25 protein-coding genes are annotated in these 25,126 nt (G+C 75.4%); 10 read left to right on the forward strand and 15 right to left on the reverse strand.

Features of this window, described 5'->3' with window-relative positions:
- Positions 1 to 221: 221 nt before the first annotated feature.
- On the forward strand, positions 222 to 1,343 hold the full coding sequence (locus tag ABFY03_RS28435) for an alpha/beta fold hydrolase (RefSeq protein WP_346171129.1): 1,122 nt from the start codon (positions 222 to 224) through the stop codon (positions 1,341 to 1,343).
- A gap of 87 nt (positions 1,344 to 1,430) precedes the next feature.
- Here the strand turns inward: ABFY03_RS28435 and ABFY03_RS28440 are convergent, their stop codons facing one another.
- The 3 genes from ABFY03_RS28440 to ABFY03_RS28450 form a co-directional block, all read right to left on the reverse strand.
- Entirely contained in the window at positions 1,431 to 2,714 is a 1,284-nt protein-coding gene (locus ABFY03_RS28440; protein ID WP_346171130.1) for an HRDC domain-containing protein, read from the reverse strand.
- 81 nt (positions 2,715 to 2,795) lie between these two features.
- Entirely contained in the window at positions 2,796 to 3,461 is a 666-nt protein-coding gene (locus ABFY03_RS28445; protein WP_015037008.1) for a response regulator transcription factor, read from the reverse strand.
- Between the two features lie 273 nt (positions 3,462 to 3,734).
- A complete protein-coding gene (locus ABFY03_RS28450; protein WP_319010817.1) occupies positions 3,735 to 4,460 on the reverse strand; it encodes a DUF3000 domain-containing protein in 726 nt (241 codons plus the stop codon).
- A gap of 90 nt (positions 4,461 to 4,550) precedes the next feature.
- Here ABFY03_RS28450 and hemE point away from each other — a divergent pair, with 90 nt between their 5' ends.
- Complete coding sequence (gene hemE, locus ABFY03_RS28455) at positions 4,551 to 5,627, forward strand: uroporphyrinogen decarboxylase (RefSeq protein ID WP_386723617.1); 1,077 nt, start codon at positions 4,551 to 4,553, stop codon at positions 5,625 to 5,627.
- 34 nt (positions 5,628 to 5,661) lie between these two features.
- Here the strand turns inward: hemE and ABFY03_RS28460 are convergent, their stop codons facing one another.
- The 3 genes from ABFY03_RS28460 to ABFY03_RS28470 form a co-directional block, all read right to left on the reverse strand.
- Positions 5,662 to 6,159 carry a hypothetical protein gene (locus tag ABFY03_RS28460; protein WP_346171131.1) on the reverse strand — a complete coding sequence of 166 codons (498 nt, stop codon included), beginning with the start codon at positions 6,157 to 6,159 and terminating at the stop codon, positions 5,662 to 5,664.
- A gap of 66 nt (positions 6,160 to 6,225) precedes the next feature.
- The gene (locus ABFY03_RS28465; RefSeq protein WP_346171132.1) at positions 6,226 to 7,599 is read right to left on the reverse strand and encodes an FAD-dependent oxidoreductase; all 1,374 of its coding nucleotides are present in this window, start codon (positions 7,597 to 7,599) and stop codon (positions 6,226 to 6,228) included.
- A 9-nt stretch (positions 7,600 to 7,608) separates the two neighbouring features.
- Positions 7,609 to 8,679 (reverse strand): DUF4349 domain-containing protein, encoded by a 1,071-nt coding sequence (locus tag ABFY03_RS28470; protein ID WP_346171133.1) that lies wholly within the window; start codon positions 8,677 to 8,679, stop codon positions 7,609 to 7,611.
- Between the two features lie 135 nt (positions 8,680 to 8,814).
- Here ABFY03_RS28470 and hemG point away from each other — a divergent pair, with 135 nt between their 5' ends.
- Complete coding sequence (gene hemG / locus ABFY03_RS28475) at positions 8,815 to 10,287, forward strand: protoporphyrinogen oxidase (protein ID WP_346171134.1); 1,473 nt, start codon at positions 8,815 to 8,817, stop codon at positions 10,285 to 10,287.
- Positions 10,288 to 10,304: 17 nt separating this feature from the next.
- On the forward strand, positions 10,305 to 11,018 hold the full coding sequence (hemQ, locus tag ABFY03_RS28480; protein WP_319010812.1) for a hydrogen peroxide-dependent heme synthase: 714 nt from the start codon (positions 10,305 to 10,307) through the stop codon (positions 11,016 to 11,018).
- A gap of 163 nt (positions 11,019 to 11,181) precedes the next feature.
- On the opposite strand, the gene ABFY03_RS28485 is transcribed toward hemQ, so the two are convergent.
- From ABFY03_RS28485 to ABFY03_RS28500, 4 genes are all read right to left on the reverse strand, one after another.
- The gene (locus ABFY03_RS28485) at positions 11,182 to 11,898 is read right to left on the reverse strand and encodes a TIGR04222 domain-containing membrane protein (protein ID WP_346171135.1); all 717 of its coding nucleotides are present in this window, start codon (positions 11,896 to 11,898) and stop codon (positions 11,182 to 11,184) included.
- Positions 11,899 to 11,943: 45 nt separating this feature from the next.
- Positions 11,944 to 12,957, reverse strand: a complete 1,014-nt coding sequence (locus ABFY03_RS28490; protein WP_346171136.1) for a TIGR04222 domain-containing membrane protein — start codon at positions 12,955 to 12,957, stop codon at positions 11,944 to 11,946.
- Between the two features lie 5 nt (positions 12,958 to 12,962).
- Entirely contained in the window at positions 12,963 to 14,495 is a 1,533-nt protein-coding gene (locus ABFY03_RS28495) for an MbnB/TglH/ChrH family RiPP precursor modification enzyme (RefSeq protein WP_346171137.1), read from the reverse strand.
- 82 nt (positions 14,496 to 14,577) lie between these two features.
- Complete coding sequence (locus ABFY03_RS28500; protein ID WP_319010808.1) at positions 14,578 to 15,321, reverse strand: peptidyl-tRNA hydrolase; 744 nt, start codon at positions 15,319 to 15,321, stop codon at positions 14,578 to 14,580.
- A 99-nt stretch (positions 15,322 to 15,420) separates the two neighbouring features.
- Between ABFY03_RS28500 and ABFY03_RS28505 the strand changes: the two genes are divergently transcribed.
- The 3 genes from ABFY03_RS28505 to ABFY03_RS28515 are packed head-to-tail and all read left to right on the forward strand — an operon-like array spanning position 15,421 to position 17,153.
- Positions 15,421 to 16,275, forward strand: coding sequence for an ABC transporter ATP-binding protein (locus ABFY03_RS28505; protein WP_346171138.1), 855 nt, complete (start codon positions 15,421 to 15,423; stop codon positions 16,273 to 16,275).
- The gene (locus ABFY03_RS28510; protein ID WP_319010806.1) at positions 16,272 to 16,916 is read left to right on the forward strand and encodes an ABC transporter; all 645 of its coding nucleotides are present in this window, start codon (positions 16,272 to 16,274) and stop codon (positions 16,914 to 16,916) included. The genes ABFY03_RS28505 and ABFY03_RS28510 overlap by 4 nt, the downstream gene beginning before the upstream one ends.
- 48 nt (positions 16,917 to 16,964) lie before the next feature.
- The gene (locus ABFY03_RS28515; RefSeq protein ID WP_319010805.1) at positions 16,965 to 17,153 is read left to right on the forward strand and encodes a hypothetical protein; all 189 of its coding nucleotides are present in this window, start codon (positions 16,965 to 16,967) and stop codon (positions 17,151 to 17,153) included.
- Positions 17,154 to 17,168: 15 nt separating this feature from the next.
- Here ABFY03_RS28515 and ABFY03_RS28520 read toward each other — a convergent pair whose 3' ends face one another.
- From ABFY03_RS28520 to zapE, 5 genes are all read right to left on the reverse strand, one after another.
- Positions 17,169 to 18,050 (reverse strand): polysaccharide deacetylase family protein, encoded by an 882-nt coding sequence (locus ABFY03_RS28520; protein WP_346171139.1) that lies wholly within the window; start codon positions 18,048 to 18,050, stop codon positions 17,169 to 17,171.
- Positions 18,051 to 18,143: 93 nt separating this feature from the next.
- Positions 18,144 to 19,067: a PPK2 family polyphosphate kinase gene (locus ABFY03_RS28525; RefSeq protein WP_319010803.1), complete on the reverse strand. Its 924-nt coding sequence runs from the start codon at positions 19,065 to 19,067 to the stop codon at positions 18,144 to 18,146.
- Positions 19,068 to 19,157: 90 nt separating this feature from the next.
- The gene (locus tag ABFY03_RS28530; protein ID WP_346171140.1) at positions 19,158 to 20,531 is read right to left on the reverse strand and encodes an alkaline phosphatase PhoX; all 1,374 of its coding nucleotides are present in this window, start codon (positions 20,529 to 20,531) and stop codon (positions 19,158 to 19,160) included.
- A 136-nt stretch (positions 20,532 to 20,667) separates the two neighbouring features.
- Positions 20,668 to 21,093 (reverse strand): OsmC family protein, encoded by a 426-nt coding sequence (locus tag ABFY03_RS28535; protein WP_319010801.1) that lies wholly within the window; start codon positions 21,091 to 21,093, stop codon positions 20,668 to 20,670.
- Between the two features lie 33 nt (positions 21,094 to 21,126).
- On the reverse strand, positions 21,127 to 22,212 hold the full coding sequence (gene zapE / locus ABFY03_RS28540; RefSeq protein ID WP_319010800.1) for a cell division protein ZapE: 1,086 nt from the start codon (positions 22,210 to 22,212) through the stop codon (positions 21,127 to 21,129).
- Between the two features lie 36 nt (positions 22,213 to 22,248).
- Here zapE and ABFY03_RS28545 point away from each other — a divergent pair, with 36 nt between their 5' ends.
- The 3 genes from ABFY03_RS28545 to murC all read left to right on the forward strand — a co-directional run bounded on the left by ABFY03_RS28545 (position 22,249) and on the right by murC (position 25,114).
- Positions 22,249 to 23,034: a pyrimidine reductase family protein gene (locus ABFY03_RS28545; RefSeq protein ID WP_319010799.1), complete on the forward strand. Its 786-nt coding sequence runs from the start codon at positions 22,249 to 22,251 to the stop codon at positions 23,032 to 23,034.
- Positions 23,035 to 23,140: 106 nt separating this feature from the next.
- Positions 23,141 to 23,611 (forward strand): indole-3-glycerol phosphate synthase, encoded by a 471-nt coding sequence (locus ABFY03_RS28550; protein WP_319010798.1) that lies wholly within the window; start codon positions 23,141 to 23,143, stop codon positions 23,609 to 23,611.
- A gap of 105 nt (positions 23,612 to 23,716) precedes the next feature.
- On the forward strand, positions 23,717 to 25,114 hold the full coding sequence (gene murC, locus ABFY03_RS28555) for a UDP-N-acetylmuramate--L-alanine ligase (protein ID WP_346171141.1): 1,398 nt from the start codon (positions 23,717 to 23,719) through the stop codon (positions 25,112 to 25,114).
- Positions 25,115 to 25,126: the final 12 nt, after the last annotated feature.

Below are 25,126 nucleotides of genomic sequence, written 5' to 3' on the forward strand. Positions count from 1 at the left end.
TACTTGCGGGTAACCAGACTGCCCACCCCTTGGGGGCCAAGCGGCGAAGGTCACATCCGGCCCGGGCGCGCGCCCCCGCCGCGCGCCCGCCCGATCGGAGGGTTCCACAACCCGATGGGCCCAGACGCGAAGCCGTGCCGTGGCGCCGCTTCCGGGCCGAACGGAGGCTGGCCGGGAGCCGGGCGCGAAGACCCGGCGACCGGCGCACAGAAGGGACCTCCATGCCCGTCGTCACGACCGACCACAAGGTCACCCACAAGTCCACCGTTCCGGCGAACAAGGACGAGATCGTCGAGCTCTTCGTGCGGGAGCGGAACGGCACGCCCCCGGGGCAGCCGCGCAAGCCGGTCCTGATGCTTCACGGCCGGAGCGTCCCGGCGGTCGCCGGCTTCGACCTCCCGTACAAGACGTACAGCTGGGCCGAGTCGCTGGCGAAGGCCGGGTACGACGTCTTCCTGATGGAGCTCCAGGGATCCGGTCTGTCGCCGCGCCCCGAGATGGACGACCCCCACAACGTGAACCCGTCCCAGCAGCAGCTGCTGACGCCGAGGCCACCCGGATTCACCCCCGGCCCACCCAGCTACCCGTACCAGCTGACCAACTCCTCCAGCGACCGGGACGAGCTGGACACCGTCGTGCAGTTCGTCCTGGACCAGACCGGGGCCGCGAAGGTCGCCTTCATCGGCTGGTCCGCCGCCGCCTTCCACATGGGGCCGTACGCGATCGACCACCCCGACCGGGTCGCGAGCCTGTTCCTGCTGGCCCCGATCTTCCCGGCGGACGGCTCGTCCACCCCGCCGTCCCCGCTGCCCCAGCCCGGCTTCCCGATGTTCATCGGCGGGAAGACGGGCTTCGTCCGGGCCCTGGACAGCGAGGTGCACTGCGTCGACCAGCGTGAACCCGGCGTCGCCGACGCGGCATGGGCCACGATCATGAAGTGCGACCCGGTCGGCAGCACCTGGGGGCCGCCCACCGGGTTCAACCGGATCAGGAACTTCGTCCGGTGGGGCTGGAACAGGACCACCGCGGCGCAGGGCGGCGTGCTGGGCGGCAGCGTGCCGGTGCTCATCGTGTACGGCGACAACGACACCCAGGCGAACACCTCGCCGCACAACCCCGACCCGGAGCTCAACTTCTCCGTCCCCGAGCTCTACGACTCCATCGCGGGCTCCCACAAGCTGATGGTCAGGCTGGCCTGCGCCGGGCACTCGGTGGTGTGGGAGATGCAGCACAAGAACCTGCACAACCTCTCGAAGCACTGGCTCGACCACCTCAAGGTCGACGGCAAGACCCAGGGCGTCTTCGACATGGACCCCGACGGCATCCTCAGTCCGGCCCCGTAACCCCTCCCGGCCCTCCCGGAAACCCCTCCCGGGAACGGCGAGAGCCCCCGGCGCCCGGAGGGGCGCCGGGGGCTCTCGCAGGCAGGGCTACGCGCCCGCCGACAGCGCCTCCACCAGGAGCGGGGTCACCAGGCCGACCTGCCAGCGGCGGGCGCCGTGGGCGGTGAGGGCGGCGGCGACCGTGTCGGGGGTGGGCGGGGCCGGGGGCTCCCAGCAGATGCGCCGGACGGTGTCCGGGGTGATCAGGTTCTCCTGCGGGAGGTTCAGCTCCTCCGCGAGGGCCGTGACGCCGGCCCGGGCGGCCGAGAGGCGGGCGGCGGCGGCCGGGTCCTTGTCGGCCCAGGCGCGCGGCGGGGGCGGCCCGGCCACCTGGGCACCCGGCTGCGGGAGCTCGTTCTCGGGCAGGGCGCGGGCCCGGTCCACCGCGGCCTGCCACTGTTCCAGCTGGCGCCGGCCCATCCGGTGGCCGAAACCGGGCAGGGCGGTGAGGGCGGCGACGTTCACCGGGACGGCGAGCGCCGCCTCGACGATCGCCGCGTCGCTGAGCACCTTGCCGGGGGAGACGTCACGCCGCTGGGCGACCCGGTCGCGGGCCGTCCACAGCTCGCGGACGACCGCCATCTGGCGGCGGCGGCGCACCTTGTGCATGCCGGAGGTGCGGCGCCAGGGGTCCTTGCGCGGCGGGGCGGGCGGGGCGGCGGCGATGGCGTCGAACTCCTCGCGGGCCCACTCCAGCTTCCCCTGCCGGTCCAGCTCCTTCTCCAGCGCGTCGCGCAGGTCGACCAGGAGCTCGACGTCGAGGGCCGCGTAGCGCAGCCAGGGCTCGGGGAGCGGGCGGGTGGACCAGTCGACCGCCGAGTGGCCCTTCTCCAGGGCGTAGCCGAGGACGGACTCGACCATCGCGCCGAGGCCGACCCGGGGGAAGCCGGCGAGCCGGCCGGCCAGCTCGGTGTCGAAGAGCGAGGAGGGGCGCATGCCTATGTCGCGGAGGCAGGGCAGGTCCTGGGTGGCCGCGTGCAGGATCCACTCGGTGCCGTCGAGGGCCGCGCCGAGGCCGGAGAGGTCGGGGCAGCCCACCGGGTCCACGAGCGCGGTGCCCGCGCCCTCGCGGCGGAGCTGGACGAGGTAGGCGCGCTGGCCGTAGCGGTAGCCGGAGGCGCGCTCGGCGTCGACGGCGACGGGCCCGCGCCCGGCGGCGAAGGCGGCGATCACCTCGGCGAGGGCCTGCTCGCTCGCGACGACCGGCGGGATGCCCTCACGGGGCTCCAGCAACGGGATCGGAAGCCCATTCGCAGGGACGTTTTCGTCCGGGGGGCCGCCCCCGGTGGTGCGCAGTGCGGTGTCTGCTGCGGTCTCTTGGGCGTCGGTCACCTGTCAAGGGTATCCGCCGACGGCAAGCGCCTGCCGACGGAACGTTCCGTCGGCAGGCGCCGCGTCTCCGTCACCCTCGTGTCAGTGGATGATCCCGGTCCGCAGGGCCACCGCGACCATGCCGGCCCGGTCGCCGGTGCCCAGCTTGCGGGCGATCCGGGCGAGGTGGCTCTTCACGGTGAGCGCGGAGAGCCCCATGGAGACGCCGATGGCCTTGTTGGACTGGCCCTCGGCGACCAGGCGGAGCACCTCGACCTCGCGGCCGGAGAGCTCGCGGTAGCCGCCCGGGTGGCTCGGGGCACCCGGGGGGCGGCGGTGGCCGAGCCGGGCGGCCGCGGCGCCGATGGGCGCGGCGCCGGGGCGCGTCGGGTGGCCGATATTGGTCCGCGTGCCGGTGACGACGTAGCCCTTCACGCCGCCGGCGAGCGCGTTGCGCACCGCGCCGATGTCGTCGGCGGCCGAGAGGGCGAGGCCGTTGGGCCAGCCGGCGGCGCGGGTCTCGGACAGCAGGGTGAGGCCGCTGCCGTCGGGAAGGTGGACGTCGGCCACGCAGATGTCGCGCGGGTTCCCGACGCGGGGACGGGCCTCCGCGATGGACGACGCCTCGATCACGTCCCGTACGCCGAGCGCCCACAGGTGGCGGGTGACGGTGGAGCGGACGCGCGGGTCGGCCACGACGACCATGGCCGTCGGCTTGTTCGGGCGGTAGGCGACCAGGCTAGCGGGCTGCTCGAGCAGAACGGACACTCGGCCTCCTGGGGGGAAGGTGCGGGACGGAGCCGGCTCGGGGAAGAAGCCGGGGGCGAACCCGTGCTCTGAAGGGGTCAAGGAATCCTTCGGCAGCAGGGGCGCCCGCCTTTAGGGAAAGATCACGATTTAGTGAGTAACAATTGGGGCAATTCGGACGCGCGATCGATCATCCTACGAGCAGCCCCCGTTCTCTCACCCCCACGGGGGACCCCTGTACGAACGCGGGAAGGGGCCCCGAAGGGCCCCTCGCGCACACGCTCCGGACGGCGCTCAGGCCCCCTGCGGCCCCCGGCGCTGGGGCAACGAGACGACCCCCGCCCCCGACACCGTCCCCGCCGGACCCGTCGCCCCCGTCGGGCCGGTCGCCCCCGGGGGCTCGACCGGTGCCGGCGGCAGGCCCGCGATCTGGCAGAGCAGGTCCGACCAGGCCGCCAGGTGGGCCGCCGTGTCCGGTACCCCGCCGAGCCCCTCCCGGGGCGTCCAGGAGGCCCGGATCTCGATCTGGGTGGCCGGCCGGCGCTCCGCGAGCCCGCCGAAGTAGTGCGAGCCCGCCATCGTGACGGTCCCGCTCGCCTCCCCGTACGCCAGGCCGCGCGCCTCCAGGGCGCCGGTCAGCCAGGACCAGCACACCTCCGGCAGCAGCGGGTCCGCCGCCATCTCCGGCTCCAGCTCCGCCCGCACCAGCGTCACCAGCCGGAAGGTGCCCTTCCACGCCTCGTGGCCCGCCGGGTCGTGCAGCAGCACCAGGCGCCCGTCCGCGAGGTCCTCCTCGCCGTCGACGACCGCCGCCTCCACCGCGTACGCGTACGGCGCGAGCCGCTGCGGCGGGCGGGTCGGCTCGACCTCCATCTCGGACCGCAGCCGTGCCGTCCGCAGGGCGTCCACCGCCCTCCGGAACGCCGCCGGCACCGGGGTCCCCGCCGTACTGTCCGCCTTGTCGCCCGTCCCTCGAATGCCGTCGGAATGATCGGAAAAATGTCCCTGAGCCGCAGCCATGCGGGGAAGAGTAGGCGGAACGGGGCCGCCATGCGGGGAGGGACACCCGCCCGGCACGAGCGGCTTCCGGCCACATGCGAAGATTTGGGCGTGAGCGCCATGAACAGCCCGACGGGCCAGCAGACGAAGCAGCAGTCGCGGACGTACGACTCCGCGTTCCTCAAGGCGTGCCGGCGCGAGCCCGTGCCGCACACCCCCGTCTGGTTCATGCGGCAGGCCGGGCGCTCGCTCCCCGAGTACCTGAAGGTCCGCGAGGGCATCCCCATGCTGGAGTCCTGCATGCGGCCCGAGCTGGTCAAGGAGATCACCCTCCAGCCCGTCCGCCGCCACAAGGTCGACGCCGCCATCTTCTTCAGCGACATCGTCGTCCCGCTCAAGGCCATCGGCGTGGACCTCGACATCAAGCCCGGCGTCGGCCCCGTCGTCGCCGACCCGATCCGCACCCGGGCGGACCTCGACCGGCTGCGCGACCTCACGCCGGACGACGTCCGCTACGTCACCGAGGCCATCGGCATGCTCACCGAGGAGCTCGGCGACACCCCGCTGATCGGCTTCGCCGGCGCGCCCTTCACCCTCGCGAGCTACCTCGTCGAGGGCGGCCCGTCCCGCAACCACGAGCACACCAAGGCGCTGATGTACGGCGACCCGCAGCTCTGGGCCGACCTGCTCGACCGCCTCGCCGAGATCACCTCCGCCTTCCTGAAGGTGCAGATCGAGGCCGGCGCCTCCGCGATCCAGCTCTTCGACTCCTGGGTGGGCGCCCTCGCCCCCGCCGACTACCGCCGCTCGATCCTCCCGGCCTCCTCGAAGGTCTTCGACGCGGTCGCCGGCTACGGCGTCCCCCGCATCCACTTCGGCGTCGGCACCGGCGAGCTCCTCGGCCTCATGGGCGAGGCGGGCGCGGACGTCGTCGGCGTCGACTGGCGCGTCCCGCTCGACGAGGCCGCCCGCCGCGTCGGCCCCGGCAAGGCGCTCCAGGGCAACCTCGACCCGGCCGTCCTCTTCGCCGCCACCGAGGTCGTCGAGGCCAAGACCGACGAGGTGCTGGCCGCCGCGAAGGACCTGGAGGGCCACGTCTTCAACCTGGGCCACGGCGTGATGCCGTCGATGGACCCGGACGCCCTGACCCGTCTGGTCGAGTACGTGCACACGCGGACGGCCCGCTGAGGCGAGCCGTCCGCGCGGCGGTGCCGGGACGGGGTCAGTACTCGCAGTTGACCGGTGGGTTGCCCGTGGTCACCCGGCACACGTCGAAGCCCGGGCCGCCGTTGGTGGTGCCGTCGCTGACGTCGACCTTGAGGTAGTCGTTGCCGAAGTTCCCGCGGACGATGCCGCCGGCGGCCAGCAGGCCGTCGACGACGAGGTAGTCCGAGTCCTCGTTGCCGTCGAGGACGCCGCTGACCACGACGTCCGACCGCGAGGTGATGTAGTCGCGGCCCAGCCCGCCGGTGACGGTGCCGGCGGTCGGGCCGGTCAGCGCGATGTGGTCACGGCCGCCGAGGCCGTTCACGGTGTGGCCGGGGTCCACCGAGGAGCACTCGATGAAGTCGTCCCCGGCGGTCCCGTTGACCGTCGGGCCCGAGGCGGGGACGCCGTTGACGCGGCAGACCGTCGCCGCGTGGGCGGGCGTCGCGGTGAGGGCGAGCGGGGCGATGACGAGCGAGGCGGCGCAGAGCGCACGCGCGGTGTGTCTGATCATGTGAAGAGTCACGCACGGTGACGAAAAGCGCGCAACCCGTCACCGCGCGTGACTCTGCCGCTCGGGTCATCCGGCCGCCCGAACGGCCGCCACCGCCTTCCGGGCCGCCACCAGCACCGGGTCCCACACCGGGGAGAACGGCGGCGCGTACCCCAGGTCCAGGGCGGTCATCCGCTCCACCGTCATCCCGGCCGTCAGCGCCACCGCCGCGACGTCCACCCGCTTCGCCGCGCCCTCCCGGCCCACGATCTGCACCCCGAGCAGCCGCCCGGTCCGCCGCTCGGCCAGCATCTTCACCGTCATCGGCGCCGCCCCCGGGTAGTAGCCGGCCCGGCTGGTCGACTCCACCGTCACCGCCACGAACCGCAGCCCCACCTCCCGGGCGTCCTTCTCCCGCAGCCCGGTCCTGGCGATCTCCAGGTCGCAGACCTTCGACACCGCCGTCCCCACCACACCGGGGAAGGTCGCGTAGTCGCCGCCCACGTTCGAGCCGATGACCTGCCCCTGCTTGTTGGCGTGGGTGCCCAGCGGCACGTGCCGCTCCCGGCCCGACACCAGGTCCAGGACCTCCACGCAGTCGCCGCCCGCCCACACGTTCCCGTGCCCCCGCACCCGCATCGCCAGGTCGGTCAGCAGGCCGCCGTGCGCGCCGAGCGGCAGCCCCGCCGCCTCCGCCAGCGAGGTCTCCGGCACCACGCCCGTACCGAGCACCACCACGTCCGCCGGGTACTCGTCCGCGTCCGTCGCCACCGCCCGGACCCGGCCGTCGTCACCGGTGAGGATCTTCGTCACCGGCGCCGAGCCGACCGTACGGATCCCCAGTCCGTCCATCGCCCGGTGCACGAGCCGCCCCATGTCCGGGTCGAGCGTCGCCATCGGCTGCTCGCCCCGGTTGAGGACCGTCACCTCGTAGCCCCGGTTCAGCAGCGCCTCGGCCATCTCCACGCCGATGTACCCGGCGCCGACGACCACCGCCCGCCGCCCCGCCGTCCCCGCGAGCGAGTCGAGCAGCGCCTGCCCGTCCTCCAGGGTCTGCACCCCGTGCACGCCCGCCGCGTCGATCCCCGGCACCGCCGGCCGGGCCGGGCGCGCCCCGGTCGCGATCACCAGCTTGTCGAAGCCCGTCCACGCCTCCGTACCGGCCGTCAGGTCCCTGGCCAGAACCCGCTGTCCGGCGAGGTCGATCTCCGTCACCTCGGTCCGGGTCCGCAGGTCGATCCCGCGCGCCCGGTGCTCCTCGGGGGAGCGGGCGATCAGCTCCCCGCGCCCGGTCACGTCCCCGCCGACCCAGTACGGGATGCCACAGGCCGAGTACGAGGAGAACCGGCCCCGCTCGAAGGCCGTGATCTCCAGCTCCTCCGGCCCCTTGAGCCTGCGCGCCTGCGACGCGGCGGACATGCCCGCCGCGTCGCCCCCGATGACCACCAGTCGTTCGCTCATGCGCCCACGCTACGGCGCCGAGCCCTCCTCGTCCGGTGCTCCGGCGGGCTCCTCCTCGGGCAGCGGGAGCCCGGCCGCGTTCGTCCGCGCCCCCTGCCCCGGTACGGCGGCGGGGACGGGTTCCGGCCGGGGCGCCGCGACGGCGGCGCGGGCCCGGCGGCGCGGACGGACGCCCCAGCGCCAGACCGCGTACGCCGCCAGCGCGACCGCCAGCCAGGGCGCGAGCGCGGCGAGCACCACGAGGGTCCAGGCGACCACGGCGACCAGCGCGTTCCAGCCGCCCGACAGGGCGTCGCCGAACGCCGGGCGGCTGTCGTCGGTCACCTCGTCCCCGGCGGCCGGCCGCTCCTGCTGGCTCAGGCTCACCGTGATCGTCGCCAGCGAGGTCCGGTCCTTCAGCGACGCCCGCTGGGCCAGCAGCGCCTCCAGGTCCGCCTGCCGCCGGCTCAGCTCGCCCTCCAGCGTCACGACGTCGGCCAGCCGCTCGGCCCGGTCCATCAGCGTTCGCACCCGGGCCACGCTCGCCCGCTGGGTGGCGATCCGGCTCTCCACGTCCACGACCTGGTCGGTGACGTCCTGCGCCTTCGCCTCGCGCGACAGCAGCTTCCCGGTGCCGGCCAGGTCGGCGAGGACCTGGTCGTAGCGGTCCTGCGGCACCCGCAGCACCAGGGTGGAGTGGTCGTACCGCTCGTCGACGCGCTCGGTGGACTCGGACTCCACCCGGCCGCCCGCCGCCGTCGCCACCGCCCGCACCCGGCCGGCGGTCTCCGCGACCCGCTCGACCTCCACCGACAGCGAGGCCGTGCGGATCAGGTGCTGCACGGCCGGCGCCCGCGTCCCGCCCGGCTTCGTCGCGCCCGGCTTCGCGTCGGCCTCCGCGCCCGAGGAGCCGCCCGTGGTCCCGTCCGCCGCCCCCTTGTGGTCGAGTTTGCCCTGCGCGGCGGCCGCCTTGCCGTCGTTGCCGCCGTCCGCGGAGTCCGCGCCGCAGCCGGCCGTCAGCGCCAGCGAGGCGGCGAGCAGCAGCGCCGCCCCCGCTCTGCCGCGCCGGGACGACCTCTTCGTCCTGTCCGAAACGTGCACCGAGCCCCCCAGGGTCGCCGGAATCGATGCTCCTAGGACGCACGGGACCCGCCGCGGGTTTGCGTTTCCCGGTAGCGATGCGGTCACGTTCCGGCCTCGGAACGGACCGGGCGGGCGATTTGAGAGAGTGGTCCCATGAACGCGGACACCACGGGACCCCACGCCGGACCTCACGCCGTCGTCGTCGGCGGCGGCATCACCGGCCTCGCCGCCGCCCGCCGGCTCCTCGCCGCCGGGGCGCGCGTCACCCTCCTGGAGGCGGGCGACCGGCTGGGCGGCAAGCTCCTCGCGGGGGAGATCGCCGGCGCCCCCGTGGACCTGGGCGCCGAGTCGCTGCTCGCCCGCCGCCCCGAGGCCGTCGCCCTCGCCGAGGCGGTCGGCCTCGGCGACCGGCTCCAGGCCCCCGGCACCACCACCGCCTCCGTCTGGTCCCGGGGCCGGCTCGTCCCGATGCCCAAGGGCCACGTCATGGGCGTCCCCGGCGACGCCGCGGCCGTCGCCGGCCTCCTCTCCGCGGAGGGGCTGCGCGGGATCGGCCGGGACCTGGAGCTGCCGCCCACCGAGCCGGGCGACGACACCGCCATCGGCGCGTACGTCGCCGAGCGCATGGGCCGCGAGGTCGTCGACCGGCTCGTCGAACCGCTCCTCGGCGGCGTCTACGCCGGCGACGCCTACCGCATCTCGATGCGGGCCGCCGTCCCCGCCCTCTTCGAGGCCGCCCGCCGCCACCCCACCCTCACCGCCGCCGTCCGGGCCGTCCAGGCCGCCGGCGCCGCCGTCCCCGCCGACGCGGCGGGCGCGGCCACCGGCCTCGGCGGGTCCGCCTTCGCCGGCCTCGTCGGCGGCATCGGCATCCTCCCCGGCGCCGTCGCCGACGCCGTCCGTGCCGCCGGCGGCACGATCCTCACCGACACCCCCGCGACCGCGCTGCTGCGGGCCGGGACCGGCTGGCGGGTCGTCACCCCGGAGCGGACCCTCGACGCGGACGCCGTGGTCCTCGCCGCCCCCGCGCCGGTCGCCGCCCGCCTCCTCGGCGGTCTCGCCCCCGAGGCCGCCGCGCTCCTCGACGCGATCGCCTACGCCTCCATGGCCCTGGTGACGTTCGCCTTCCGCCGCGCGGACCTGCCGGAGCTGCCCGGCTCCGGCTTCCTCGTGCCGCCGGTCGACGGCCACACCATCAAGGCGTCCACCTTCTCCAGCCAGAAGTGGCGCTGGGTCGGCGAGGCCGCCCCCGAGCTCTTCGTGCTCCGCACCTCGGTCGGCCGGCACGGCGAGGAGAGCTGGCTGCACCGTGACGACGAGGACCTGGTCGCCGCCTCCCTCAAGGACCTGGGCGCCGCCACCGGCCTCGCCGCCCGCCCGGTCGCCACCACCGTCACCCGCTGGACCGGCGGCCTGCCCCAGTACCCCGTCGGCCACCTGGACCGCGTCGCCCGGGCCCGTGCCGCCCTCGCCGGACTGCCCGGACTGCGCCTCGCCGGGGCCGCGTACGACGGTGTCGGCATCCCCGCCTGCGTCGCCTCGGCGCACCGCGCGGCCGACGCCGTCGCGGACGAGATCATCGCCACGTCGGAAACGGGGCACCCCGGTGCGGGGCACTCCTCGTGACGGGCGAGAATAGGCGTATGAGTGCGCCCGAAAAGATCCCGAACGCCGGTAAGAAGGCGAAGGACCTCAACGAGGTCATCCGCTACACCCTGTGGTCCGTCTTCAAGCTGCGCGACGTCCTGCCCGCCGACCGAGCCGGCTACGCCGACGAGGTCCAGGAGCTGTTCGACCAGCTCGCGGCCAAGGACATCACCGTCCGCGGCACGTACGACCTCTCGGGTCTGCGCGCCGACGCCGACGTCATGATCTGGTGGCACGCCGAGACGAGCGACGAGCTCCAGGCGGCGTACAACCTCTTCCGCCGCACGAAGCTGGGCCGCGCCCTGGAGCCGGTCTGGTCGAACATGGCGCTGCACCGCCCGGCCGAGTTCAACAAGTCGCACATCCCGGCGTTCCTCGCCGACGAGACCCCGCGCGACTACGTCTCGGTCTACCCCTTCGTCCGCTCCTACGACTGGTACCTGCTGCCGGACGAGGACCGCCGACGGATGCTCGCCGACCACGGCAAGATGGCCCGCGGCTTCCCGGACGTCCGGGCCAACACGGTCGCCTCCTTCTCGCTCGGCGACTACGAGTGGCTCCTCGCCTTCGAGGCCGACGAGCTGCACCGCATCGTCGACCTGATGCGCCACCTGCGCGCCTCCGAGGCGCGGATGCACGTCCGCGAGGAGGTCCCCTTCTACACCGGCCGCCGCAAGAGCGTCGCGGACCTGGTGGCGGGCCTGGCCTGACGGCCGCCCCACGACCTGGTGGCGCCCCGGCTCCCAGCCGGGGCGTTCGCCCCTCGACCCGGAAGATCAGACGGCCGCCACGCCATGGCCGGCCGCTCCAGCGACACCGGGTCCGGCACCGGGTGCGGCGCGCGCGAGCGCGCCGCACCGGCGTCCCCTCCCCTCAGGGCCCTCCCAGCGCGTCCCGCAGCTCCGGTTCCAGCACCGCCGGCCCCCGGGTGGCGAGCGCCGTGAGCGGATCCTCCGCCGAGAGCCCGGCGAGCAGCCGCTGACCGGCGTGCGAGGCCCACCGCCCGCGCGGGTGCCGGCCGATCGCCCAGCAGAGCCCCGCGGCCGTCAGCGGCAGCGCGAACCCGGCGAGTGCCGGAGCCCTCTCGGCCTCCGCCGCCAGCGGCACGGAGACCGCCGCCAGCGCCGGCGTCAGCAGGAACGCCCCGCGCACCGCCCGCAGCCCGGCCGCGACCTCCCGCCGGCCCGCCCCCGGCACCGCGAGTCCCCGCTCCACCAGACCCTCCTCGATCCGGCGTACGCACGGGGCGGCGGCGACCGCGGGACGCAGCCGGGGCACCGGTGCCTGGCCGTCCGGCCCGATCGCGCCGAGCACCGCCCGCTCCAGCTCGTCCCCGCCGGAGCCGTCGACGACCGTGGCCCAGCCGGTGTGCGCGAGCAGCAGCCGGCGCGCCCGGTGCATCGAGACCAGCGCCAGATCGGTGACCCGGCGCGGCCCGCCCGCGAGGAACGCGGCCTCGCCCAGGGTGAGTTCGGCCTCCCCGGGCGTCCCGGCGCCGGTCCCGCCGGCGGCCACCGCGGCCCGGCAGAGCCGGGCGCAGGCGACGGCGGTCACGGCGCACGCGACGAGGAGCAGCGGGATCCAGACCATGATCGAGTTGTACGGCAGGACCGCCGGCCCCGCCACCCGAACGGCTCAGCCGCCGCCCCCGCCGCAGGAGGAGCCGCCGCCTCCGCCGCACGAGGACGACGACGACCCGCAGGACGACGACGAGGAGCCGCAGGACGAGGAGGAGGAACCGCAGGAGGAGGACGAACAGGACGAGGACGAGCAGGACGAGCCGCCCGATCCGGAGTCCGAGCCCCAGCCGTCCCCGCCGCCCGTGGCCGCGCCCGCGCACCACACGACCACGGCCGCGGCGGCGGTCGCGTCGGAGGAGTGCGTCGACGACCCGGTACGGCTCCGGCCGCCGCGGGACGGACCGCCGGGCCGGGCCGCGTTCCGCAGCCGCTCCCACAGGTCGCGGTCGGGCAGCGCCCGGATCCCGCCGAGGGCGACGGTGTTGGCGCCGCCGTGGCCGTACGCGTTCCGGTAGGCGGCCAGCGCGGCGAGCCCCGCCGTGCTCACCTGGCGGGTGGAGCCGGTGCCGCAGATCAGCGCGGTGAGGAAGCAGACGAAGAAGAGCGGCAGCAGCATCACGAAGAACGGCACGGTGGGCCCGTCCGCCGCGAACTGGACGACGGTCGCCGCGATGCCGACCGGGAACAGCAGCACGGAGCCGACGGCCAGACCGACGCACCAGCGCCGCAGGGCGCGGCGGGGACCCGGCGCGGTCACCAGTCCCCGGTCGGCGAGCGCGTCGCCGATCTCCTGCACCGCCGGGTGGGTCATCACCCCGAGGCGCAACCCGCGCAGGGAGCCGCTCGGGGCGGCCGCGTGGGTGTCGAGCACGGCCCGCTCCACCGGGTCGTGGGCGATCCGGTGGACGACGGCGACCACGCCGGGCCCGCCGATGACGATCCGGCCGTCCAGGTGCATGGCGGCGAGCGCCGTGTCGGCGACCCGGCCGGGGCCGCCGCCGAGGAACGCGGCCTCGTAGACGTCGTGGAGCGGTCCGCCGCCCCCGCCCCGGATGCGGCGGGCCAGCACGAACAGCCGGACGAGCGCGGCCGCGGCGGCGAGGTGGAGCGCCAGGAGGAGCAGGTCCATGACGGTCACCGCCCCCCGAACACGCGCCGGGCGGCACGCGTCACCAGGCCGGGCGGCCGGCTCTCGGTCCGCTCCCGCCACCAGCGGGTCAGCTCCCGCCGGTCGGGACGCTGCCCGTCGAGGAGCAGCCCCTCGACGAAGTCGAGCGCGTCCCGCCGGTAGCTCCCGGGCATGGGCCGTCTGCGGGCGTAGGCCAGGAAGGCGGGCCGGAACTCGTCGCCGAGGATCCTCGGCAGCTCGGGCGCGATCCGCGCCACGACGGAGGCCCGCTTGGCGGCGAGCGCCCGGCTCTGCACGCCGATCCGCCGCACGTCGAAGCCCTCCGGCACCGGGGTCCCCGCGACCAGCGCCGACAGCAGCGCCGCCTGCGCGACCCCGAGCCGCTGCCGCGCGGCCCCGGTCGCCGAGGGCTCGGCTTCGTCGGCGGCCACGGCGGCTCCGGAGGTCCCGGCCGGCGGGCCGGGGCGCGTCAGGACGGCCAGCGGGCCGTCGGACGGGGCCGTGTCCGTGTCCGGGCCGCCGGCCACGGGGGCCCGGCCCGGCTCCGGAGCCGAAGCGGCCGGCCGGGAGGTCGGCATCGGACCGCCCGAGACGCGGGCGCCCGCGCCGATGTGCAGGGCGTCGCCACCCGTGAGGGCGCGGCCGGCGCGCAGGGCGGCGGCGCCGACGCCGTGGCGGGCGGCGAGCGGGCCGGCCGGGGCCGGGCGTGCGGCGCGGCGGGCCGTCGTCACCGTGGTGCGGATCGCGGCGAGTTCGGCGGCCAGCTCGCTCGCCGCCGGGAAGTGGTCGTCGCGCTCCAGGAGGACGCCCGGCGGGGCGACCCGGCCGGCGAGGTCGGCCAGGATGTCCAGGACGGGCGCCGGGACCGGGTGGGCGTGGGTGTCGTGCCAGACCCCGTCCCGCTCGACCCCGCCCGCCACGTGCACGTACGCGATGGCCTCCACCGGCAGTTCGGCGAGGGCCCGCGCCGGGTCCTCGCCCCGGTTGCGGTGGTTGGTGTACAGGTTGGCGACGTCGATGAGGAGCCGTACCCCCGTGCGCTCCACCAGCTCCGCCAGGAAGCGCCCCTCCGACAGCTCCTCGTCCGGCCACGAGAACAGCGCGGCGATGTTCTCCAGCGCCAGCGGCACCGGCAGGGACTCCTGCGCGATGCGCACGTTCTCGCAGAGCACGTCCAGGGCGTCCCGGGTGCGCGGGACCGGCAGCAGGTGCCCGGCCTCCAGCGGCGGGGTCGCCGTCAGCGGGCCGCCGGCCCGGACGAAGGCGATGTGCTCGGTGACGAGCGGCGCCCCCAGCGCCTCCGCCTTCGCGGCGAGCGCGGCCAGCCGCTCGGGGTCGGGGCGGTCCGCACCGCCGAGCCCGAGCGACACCCCGTGCGGTACGACGGTGACGCCGCGCGCCCGCAGCCGGGCGAGCGCGTCGGGCAGATGGCCGGCGCACACGTTCTCCGCGACGACCTCCACCCAGTCGACGGGCAGCTCCCCGACCGCGTCCGCGATCTCGGGACGCCAGCCGATGCCGATGCCGAGTTCCGTCATGTCCCCCTCCTTCGGTCCTCAGTCATCCACGTGATGACCCCGGCGACGCCGGTCGAACCCCGGAGGGAAGAGGTTCAGAGCTTCATTTGAGGTTCCCGGCCACCGGCGCCCCGGGAGCGTCCAGGACGCCCGGGAACGCCGACACCACCGTGGCGCTGCCCGGCGCGATCTCCGTGAACCCCGCGTCGCGGACGACCGGCAGGCCGCTCGCGGCCAGGGCGGGCCAGTCGGCCTCGGCCGCCGTGCGGACGGCGAGCGGGAAGCCGGCCTCCCGCCAGGCCGTACGGGCGGTTTCGTCCAGCGCCCACCACAGGAGCTGGGCGCCGTGCCCGGCCTGCGCCATCGCCTTGCCGGCCGACATCGCGAGCCCCGGGTTGAGCCAGAGCACGGCCGCACCGTCCGGGACGGGCCCGGGCGCGGCCGGGTCGTCGAGGTCGGTGCCGGAGACCTGGAGCCTGGCCAGGTCCTTGGGCCAGCCGTCCAGGGGCACCGGCGGGAAGACCCGTACCTCCGCCCCGGCGCCGGTCACGGTGATGCCGGGCAGGGCCCCGGCGCGCCGCCACTCCGCGCCGCGCGCCCGCCGGACGACCTTGCGGATGCGGGCGTCCTCCCAGTCGGCGACGGCCCGCGCCCACGCGCCCTCGCCGGCCGCCCGCCCGTCGGTCAGGAGCCGGAGCACGGCCCGGGCCGCGGTCTCCAGGGCGTCGGTACGGGCCGGCGGCGCGTCCTTCTCGATGCGCACCACCAGGGGCAGGACGAACTGCGGCTTCTCGTCGCGGGGATCGGCGCTCGGTTCGGTGCTCGGGTCGGTGTCGTGGCTGCTCACCCGGCAAGTCTGCCACCGCGGTCCGACAGCCGGATCTTGTGGCCGGTCCCGACCGCCGGATCTTGTCGCCGGGGCGGCGGCCGGGCGAGGATCGGCGGCATGACGACGTCGGTGAGGGAACGGGAGCCCGTGCGGCTCGCGGGGGTCGGGCGCCGGTACGGCGCGCGCGGCCCGTGGGTGCTGCGCGGGGTCGACCTGCACCTGGCCGCCGGACGGCTCGTCCGGGCCACCGGCGCGAACGGCACCGGCAAGTCGACGCTGCTCCGCCTGGTCGCCGGGGTCGACGCCCCCGCCGAGGGCCGGATCACCGGCCGCCCGTCCCGCACCGCGTACGTCCCCGAGCGCTTCCCGCCCGCCCTGCCGTTCACGGCCCTCGGCTATCTGGTCCACCTCGGCCGCCTCCAGGGCCTCGGCCGCGCCGCGGCCCGGGCCCGGGCGGGGGAGTGGCTGGAACGGTTCGGCGCGGGCGCGTACGCCGGGACCGCCCTGGCCGGCCTGTCCAAGGGCAGCGCGCAGAAGGTGGCCGTCGCCCAGGCGCTGCTCGCCGCGCCCGGCCTCCTGGTCCTCGACGAGGCGTGGACGGGGCTCGACGCCGGGGCCCGCGCGGAGCTCGACCGCGCCGTGCGCGAGCGGGTCGCGGCCGGCGCCACGGTCGTCTTCGTCGACCACGACCCGCGCCGGCTGGCGGGCGAGGCGGACACGACCCTGCGCGTCGAGGGCGGCCGGGTGCGTGCGGAGGCGCACCCGGCCGGTCCCGCCCCGGTGCGGATCGTCGCCTCCGGGGACCGGCCGCTGCCCGACCGCCTCCCCGGCGGGGCCGTCCCGGCCGCGACCGGCGAGGGCACGCTCTTCCGGGTGGACGCCGCCGCCTCCGACGATCTGCTCCGCGTGCTGCTCGACGCCGCCTGGCACGTGCACCGGGTGGAGTCCGGCCGGGCGGGGGAGCGGGCGTGACGGCGCTGCTGCGGTACCACTCGGCCCTGTTCTTCCGCTCCCAGCGGTGGCTCGCCCCGCTGCTCCTGTACGCGGCCCTCGTCGCGGTCGGCGTCCGGCCGGGCGATCCCGTCCTCGGGTCGCTCGGCATCGCGGCGGCGGGTCTGGTGCCGGTCTCCGCCTGGTCGGTGCGGATCTGTCTGACGCAGGAACCGGCCGCCGCCCGCGCCGTGGCCGCCGCGGCCGGCGGCCGGTCCCGCGCGCACCTGGCCGCCCTGCTCACCGGCGCCGGCTGGCCGGTGCTCGCCGGGGCGGTCGCGACGGTCGCGGTGACGGCCACCGGCGACCACGCCGGGACGAGCGGGCCGGACGCCCTGCTCGCCGGGGTCCTGGCCGCCACCGCCTGTGCCCTCACCGGCGGGGCGGTCGGCGCGCTCGCCGCCCGCCCCTTCGTGCGGGCGGCGGGCTGGTCGGTGGCGGCGCTGCTGCTGGGCTCGCTGCTGGTCCTGGTGACCACGGGTTCGCCCGCGAAGCACGCGGTCACCGCCCTGGTCGCCGCCGAGGGGGCGGCGAGCCCGCCGTGGGCCGCCTGCGCCGCCGCCGTCCTCGCCGCCGCGGCGACGGCGGCCGCGTCCTGCCTGGCGGCCGCGCGCCTGGAGTGAGTCCCGTCCGCTCCGGTCCAGGGTGCGCACCGGAGTAGCCTCGGTGTCATGACCACGGAATCCGGCGCTTTCTGCACCCCCGAGCCCGCGCCCCGCCCGCCGAAGGCGGCCGAGGGCCCGTACGCGCGCTGCGTGCTGTGCCTGGAGCCGACCGAGTACGCGGAGTCGGTGAAGGGCGTCGTCCTGTGCCCGGTCTGCGAGTGGCAGGAGGCCCAGCGCACCGCCTGCTCCGGCTGACCCGGGGCGCGCCGCTCAGCCCGCGCGCATCAGCTCGGAGACCTTCACGAAGCGGTAGCCGCGGGCGCGGAGTTCGGGGACGATCCGGCGGATCGCGCGCTCCGTGGCGGGGGCGGCGCTGCGGGTGCAGTGGAGCACCACCAGCGAGCCCGGGCGGACGCCGGAGAGCACCTGCTCCGCCACCGCGTCCGGGTCCTTCGCGAAGGCGTCCCCGCCGACCACGTCCCACTGCACGGCGGTGACCCGCGCCGGGGCGAGCGCGTGCAGCGCCGCGTCGTCGTAGCAGCCCCCGGGGAAGCGGAAGTACGGCACGACGTTGACGGCGCCGGCGTCCCGGAAGGAGTCGAAGGCGCGCTTCACGTCCGCCGCCATGTCCGGCTCGGCGACGGTCGGCAGGCCGTAGCAGGGCTCGGCGAAGGCGTAGTGGCTGTAGGAGTGGTTGGCGATCTCGAAGCGGGGGTCGGTGCCGATGGACCGCGCCTGGTCGGGGTACTCCTCCGCCCAGCGGCCGGTCATGAAGACCGTCGCGTCCACCCGCAGCCGGCGCAGGGTCGCGATGAGCTCCGGGTTGTCGAAGCGCTCGCCGCGCGCCGCCCGGGGGCCCTGGTCGGCGGTCATGTCGGCGTCGAAGGTGAGCGCGACGACCTTCTCGGCACCGCGTCCGGTCCGCCGCTCGTAGACGGGGGTACGGCCCTGGGGCCCGGCCGCCATCGTGGGTGGCGCGGCGGGGGCCGGCCGCGCGTGCTTCGGGCCCGGGGCCGCGGTCGGCTTCGCCGTCGCCGCCGTGGGGGAGGCGCCCGCCGCCGGGGAGGAAACGGTGTCGGCGCCCCCGCCGCAGCCGACGAGAACGGCGCCCAGCAGACCGAGCGCCGCCACATTACGTACTGAAATGGTCACGAACGGAAGTTATCCGATCGGATATGAAGCCCCGTCGTCGGACCCGGGCACGCGGCGCGCCGCGTCACCCGTCAGGACCCAGGGCCCGGCGGCTCAGGTCGCGAGCAGCAGGCGCCGGCACTCCGCCACGTCGAAGCCGCCCGGCGGGTACTGCGGGTCCAGCGCCTCCAGATGCTCCAGGAGCAGCGTGCTGACGGCCCAGTTCCGGTACCACTTGCGGTCCGCCGGGACCAGGTACCAGGGCGCGGCGGGGTCCGAGCACCGCTCCAGGGCCCGCTCGTACGCCTCCTGGTAGGCGGGCCAGCGGGTCCGCTCCTCGATGTCGCCGGGGTCGAACTTCCAGTGCTTCTCCGGGTTGTCCAGGCGTTCGAGAAGGCGGCTGCGCTGTTCCTCGTACGACAGGTGCAGGAAGACCTTCACGACCGTCACCCCCTCGTCGGCGAGCGCCCGCTCGAAGCGGGCGATCTCCTCGTAGCGCCGCTCCACCTCCTCGCGCGGGACCAGCTCCCGCACCCGGGCGATCAGCACGTCCTCGTAGTGCGAGCGGTCGAAGACGCCGATCTCGCCCGGCAGCGGCAGCGCCCGGGTGATCCGCCACAGGAAGGGATGGGCGCGCTCCTCCGGCGTGGGCGCCTTGAAGGCGTGGATCCGGCAGCCGGACGGGTTGAGGGTGCCGACGACGTGCTTGACCGTGCCGCCCTTGCCGCTGGTGTCCATGCCCTGCAGGACGAGGAGCACCCTGCGCCGGTCGCCGGCCGTGCTCGCCGCGTACAGCCGCTCCTGGAGGGCGGCGAGCCGGGGGGCGAGGAGGGCGGTGGCGGCGCGCCCGGCCGTCTTGCGGTCGGGGCCGCCCTCCGGGGCGCGGGGGGTGGCCCGGGGGTCGTACGCGGAGAGGTCGACGGGCTCGCCCGGCGGGAGCCGCAGCGCGTCGCCGAGCGGCGCGGCCGGCCCGGCACCCCCGTGCCTCCCGCCGTCCCGCCGGCCGTCGTCCTTCCTGCCGCCGTCCTTCTTCGCCACCGTGCGCCCCTTTCGCCGTGCCGCTCGCCCTCCCCCGATCCTGCGCCGGATCGGGGGAGACCGCGAGCGCGCCCCGGGATCGCCCGGGCGTCAGCGCCAGGGGCCGGTGACGGCGAAGGTGGTGCCGGGGGTGTAGCAGTTCACGTACATCGTGGCGCCGTCGGGGGAGAAGGTGACGCCCGCGAACTCGCCCCACTCGGGGGCTCCGGGGCCTCCGATGTCCTGTCGCCCCCGGGCGACCGCGTACACCTCGCCCCGCCGGCTCACTCCGAAGACGTGCTGCGCGCCGTCGCCGTCCTCGCAGACCATCAGGCCGCCGGTGGGGGCCAGGCAGATGTTGTCGGGGGACTCGCCGGGCAGCTGCAGGTCGGTGTCCGGGCCGAAGACGACCGCGAGGGTGAGCCGCCGGCGGTGCGGGTCGTACTTCCACACCTGCCCGAAGTGGGTGGCGCCGGAGCCGTCGGAGGCCCGGGCGAAGGAGGAGACGAAGTAGACGCAGCGGCCGCCCCAGTAGCAGCCCTCCAGCTTCTGCGCGTGCGTGATCCCGCCCCGCCCGAAGTCCTGGAAGCGGATGGGCGTCGAGACCGCCTGCGGGTCCGGCACCGGCACCCACTCGACGGAGTCGAAGACCGTCCCGGCCTCCTGGACGACCGAGAGGTCGGGCACGCCGGGCACCCGCAGGGCCTCCAGGGTGCCGCCCGCGCGGAGCGAGCCGGTGCCGCCGAGCGGGCGCTCGGGCAGGAAGCGGTAGAAGAGGCCGAAGGGGCGGTCGAAGGCGTCCTCCGTCTCGTAGACGATCCCGGTGTACGGGTCGACGGCGACGGCCTCGTGCGCGAAGCGGCCCAGGGCGGTGAGCGGGACGGCCCCGGTGCGCTGCGGGTCGGCCGGGTCGACCTCGAAGACGAAGCCGTGGTCCTTCTCGTACCCCTTGCTGCCCGCCTTGTCCTCGGTCTCCTCGCAGGTCAGCCAGGTGCCCCAGGGGGTGGGCCCGCCCGCGCAGTTGACCGCGGTGCCGGCGATGCCGACGCGCTCGCCGGGCGCGCCCGGGAGCACCGCGCCGGCGGCGTCGAGGCCGAGGACGGTGCAGCCGCCCTTGCCGCCCCGGTCGTAGACCAGGCCGGGCACGTGCGGGACCGCGAGGGGCGCGTCGGGGCGGTTCTCGTGGTTGCGGACGAGGCGGACGCCGCCGCGGGGTCCGGCGAAGGCGCTCATGCCGTCGAAGCGGCCGGGGACCGTGCCCTCGCCGGAGCGGAGCGGGTCGCCCTGGCGGGAGAGGACCCGGTAGGAGAAGCCGGCGGGGAGGTCGAGCAGGCCGGCCGGGTCGGGGAGGAGCGGGCCGTAGCCGCCGCGCGGTTCGGCGGCGGCGGAGGAGCCGGCGAAGAGGTCGGCCAGGGCGCCGGTGAAGGCGATCCCGGCGACGGAGGCGCCGGTGCGGGCCAGGATCTGACGTCGTGTCACTGCCATGAAGGGGGGCCTTCCCGCCGGAACAGGTGTGGACCCGCTTTCAGTACCACGCAGCGGTCTGCGTGATGCCAGGACGCGGGTCCACGGGCCCTCGGGTGGCCTAATCCCGACCCTGTGACGACAGGGTGACGGGAGGTCAGGCCAGCTCGGCCGTCAGCGTGATCGTCGTGCCGGTGAGCGCCTGGCTGACCGGGCAGTTCTTCTTGGCGTCCTCGGCGAGCGACTGGAACTGGTCCGCGTCCAGACCGGGGACCTCGCCGCGCACGGTGAGGTGAATGCCGGTGATGCCCTCACCCGGCTGGAAAGTGACGTCGGCCTTGGTCTCCAGGCGGGTGGGCGGGTTGCCCGCCTTGGCCAGGCCGTTGGAGAAGGCCATCGAGAAGCAGGAGGAGTGCGCGGCGGCGATGAGCTCCTCGGGGCTGGTCTTGCCGTTCGGCTCCTCGGCGCGGGCCGGCCAGGAGACGTCGTACGAGCCGAGACCGGAGGAGTCGAGGGTGACGACGCCGGAGCCCTTGAGGAGGTCGCCCTGCCAGACGGTGTGGGCGTGACGGACGGTGGCCATGGTGGATCCCTTTCGATCGGGTATGGCCCCAACCTACTGTGCCAGGAGCCCCTTTGCGTCCCGCGCCAGGGCGGTGAGCCGGGAGATGGCGCGGAAGTACTTCTTGCGGTAGCCGCCGTTCAGCATCTCCTCGCTGAACAACTGGTCGAACGGAAGTCCGGAGGCGAGCACCGGTATCTCGCGGTCGTAGAGGCGGTCGGCGAGGACGACGAGCCGCAGCGCGGTCGACTGGTCCGGGACCGGGCCGACGTCGGTGAGGCAGACCGCCGTGAGGTCGTCGGTGAGGGCGCCGTACCGGCTCGGGTGGACCTTGGCCAGGTGTTCGAGGAGGTGCGGGAAGTCGTCGAGGGAGGCGCCCGGGACGCGGTACGCGGTCTCCGTGACCACCTGGTCGGAGTGGGGCGCGGGGGCCTCGGGCAGGCCCCGGTGGCGGTAGTCCTCGCCGTCGATCCGCAGCGGCCGGAAGTGCGCGGAGAGGCCCTGGATCTCGCGGAGGAAGTCGGCGGCGGCGAAGCGGCCCTCGCCGAGCTTGCCCGGCAGCGTGTTCGAGGTGGCGGCGAGCGCCACGCCGGACTCGACCAGCTTGCCGAGCAGGCTGGAGACGAGCACGGTGTCGCCCGGGTCGTCCAGCTCGAACTCGTCGATGCAGAGGAGGCGGTGTCCGCTCAGCGTCCGCACCGTCTGCTGGAAGCCGAGCGCGCCGACCAGGTTCGTCAGCTCCACGAAGGTGCCGAACGCCTTCAGCGCGGGCTCGGCGGGCGTGGCGTGCCAGAGCGAGGCGAGCAGGTGGGTCTTGCCGACGCCGTAGCCGCCGTCGAGGTAGACCCCGCGCGGGGCGGCCGGGGCGGCGGGCTTGCGGGCGAACCAGCGGCGCTTGCCGGCGCCGGTGGCGTGCGCCCCGCCGAGGGACTCGGCGAAGCCGGAGAGCGCCTTGACGGCCTCGCACTGGCTGGGCTGGTTGGGGTCGGGGAGGTACGTGTCGAAGCGCACCGAGTCGAAGCGCGGCGGCGGGACCATCTCCGCGACCAGCCGGTCGGCGGGGACGTGGGGCTCGCGCGAGCACAGCGAGAGCGGGGTCGCCGCTGCGGAGGCGGCTTCGTTCAGGGCACGGGTCGACACAGTTCCCCACTGTAAGCGCCGTGTCAGACTGCGAGAATGCGACAGCTCTTCCCTGTGACGGACATGACAGCCCCGAAGACCCAGGTCAGCGACGCCGGGGCCGACCGCGAGTGGTCCCTCGACGAGCTGGCCGACGCCTACGCTTACCCCGAGGGGGAGGAGCGCTGGCTGCGGGCCAACATGGTCTCCTCGCTGGACGGGGCCGGCCAGCACGAGGGCCGTTCGCAGCCGCTCTCCTCCGACACCGACATGCGGATCTTCGGCACCCTCCGGGGGCTCGCGGACGTCGTGGTGGTGGGCGCGGAGACGGTCCGTCTGGAGGGGTACCGGCCCGCCCGCGCCCGGGAGGTCTTCGCCGCCCGGCGCGCCGCCGCCGGCCAGGGCCCCGCGCCCGCGATCGCCGTCGTGACCGCCTCGCTCGACCTCGACCTCGCCCTCCCCCTCTACACCTCCCCGCTGGTCCCGACCCTGATCCTCACCGGCGCGGGCGCCCCCGCCGACCGGATCGACGCCGCCCGGGCGGCCGGCGTCGAGGTGCTCCTCGCCGGCGACGGGGCCGCCGTGGACCCGGCCCGGGCGGTCGCGCTGCTCGCCGAGCGCGGGCTGCGCCGGCAGCTCACCGAGGGCGGGCCCCGGCTGCTCGGCCAGTTCACCGCCGCCGGGGTGCTCGACGAGCTGTGCCTGACGGTCTCCCCGACGATGACGGCGGGTGACGCCCAGCGGATCGCCCACGGGTCCTCGCTCGCGCGTCCGACACGCTTTGGGCTGGCTTCTCTGCTGGAGCAGGACGGCTTCCTCTTCAGCCGCTACCGTCGGATCTGACAATCGGCGGAATTTCCCGTTCCGCTTAGCGTCGGCTGGGCACAATCACAGTCGCAGTCCCCGTGCGGTCACGGGGAAGGATGGTTTCCGCAGAAGGGCTCCTGAGGTGTTCACAAGCGTTCTGATGATCGAGAAGCCCCTGACGTCCGTGGACGTGGAATTCGTCACCACCCTGCACGGCGACGAGACCGTGTCCTTCATCGTGCTGATGCAGCCGCGCGGTGACCAGGCCGATCTCCTGCTGCGCGCCATCGACGACGTCGCCATGGGCGAGCTCAAGGAGGCGACCCGGGAGGGCGACGAACCGGAGGGGAAGGAGGCCCGCGAGCCGGCCGAGCTGGCCCTGGAGCACTCGCTCCGGGCCCTGAGAGGGGCCGGCTGCGAAGCGGTCGGACAGGTGGTCGAGGACCACCCCCTGGACAAGATGAAGGCCGTCGTCGACGAGGCGGAGGCGGACGAGGTGATCGTCCTCACCGCCCCGCACTACGTGGAGGAGTTCTTCCACCGCGACTGGGCCTCCCGCGCCCGCCACAAGGTCGGCGTCCCCGTCCTGAAGCTCTTCGCGCACAGCGAGTAGCCGCGGCCGGGCGGTCCGGGGACGCGCGCCGCGTTCCCGGGCCGCCCGGTCCCAGCCACTAGGCTGGGACCGTCACGTCGTACGCACACCCGGGGAGAGAACCACATGGCACCCGCCATCCCTGCCGCCATGGAACGGCCGCACTTCATCGGCATCGGCGGTGCCGGAATGTCGGGCATCGCGAAGATCCTCGCCCAGCGCGGCGCCAAGGTCGCCGGCAGCGACGCCAAGGACTCCCCGACCGCCGAGGCGCTCCGCGCCCACGGCGTCACCGTGCACATCGGCCACGCCGCCGACCACCTCGCCGACGACGCCTCCGCCGTCGTCGTCTCCAGCGCCATCCGCGCCGACAACCCCGAGCTGGCCCGCGCCGCCGAGCTCGGCATCCCGGTCGTGCACCGCTCCGACGCGCTCGCCTCCCTCATGGACGGGCTGGCCGCGATCGCCGTCGCCGGCACCCACGGCAAGACCACCACCACCTCGATGCTGGCCGTCGCCCTCACCGAGCTCGGCGCCGACCCCTCGTACGCGATCGGCGGCGACCTCGCGGGCCCCGGCACCAACGCCCGGCACGGAGCCGGCCCGGTCTTCGTCGCCGAGGCCGACGAGAGCGACCGCAGCTTCCAGAAGTACGACCCCCAGGTCGCGATCGTCCTCAACGTCGAGCTCGACCACCACGCGAACTACGCCTCCATGGACGAGATCTACGAGTCCTTCGAGAAGTTCGCCGCCAAGATCCGACCCGGGGGCACCCTCGTCGTCGGCGAGCACGCCGGCGCCCGCGAGCTGGCCCGCCGCGTCGCCGCCGAGGGCCGCCAGGACCTCGCGGTCGTCACCGTCGGCGAGGGCGAGGACTCCGACGCCCGCATCCTCCGGATCGTCCCGAACGGGATGAAGAGCGAGGTCACCGTCGCCCTCGACGGCACCGAGCACACCTTCACCGTCTCCGTCCCCGGCCGCCACTACGCCCACAACGCCGCCGCGGCCCTCGCCGCCGGCGCCCGCGCGGGCCTCGACCCGGCCGCCCTCGCCCAGGCCCTCACCGCCTACACCGGCGTCGGCCGCCGCCTCCAGCTCAAGGGCGAGGCCGCCGGCGTCCAGGTCATCGACTCGTACGCGCACCACCCCACCGAGATGACCGCCGACCTGGAGGCCATGCGCGGCGCCGCCGGCGGCTCCCGGCTCCTCGTCGTCTTCCAGCCGCACCTCTTCTCCCGCACCCAGGAGCTGGGCAAGGAGATGGGCGACGCCCTCGCCCTCGCCGACGCCTCCGTGGTCCTCGACATCTACCCGGCCCGCGAGGACCCGATCCCCGGCGTCACCAGCGAGCTGATCCTCGACGCGGCCCGCGCGGCCGGCGCCGACGTCACCGCCGTCCACGACAAGACCGCCGTCCCCGGGACGATCGCGGGAATGGTCCGCCCCGGCGACTTCGTTCTCACCATGGGCGCGGGCGACGTCACGGACCTCGGTCCGCAGATCCTGGCCCGCCTGGCGAACTGAGGGAGTGGACGC

The organism is Streptomyces roseofulvus, assembly GCF_039534915.1.
In the GTDB taxonomy this organism is placed as follows: domain Bacteria; phylum Actinomycetota; class Actinomycetes; order Streptomycetales; family Streptomycetaceae; genus Streptomyces; species Streptomyces roseofulvus.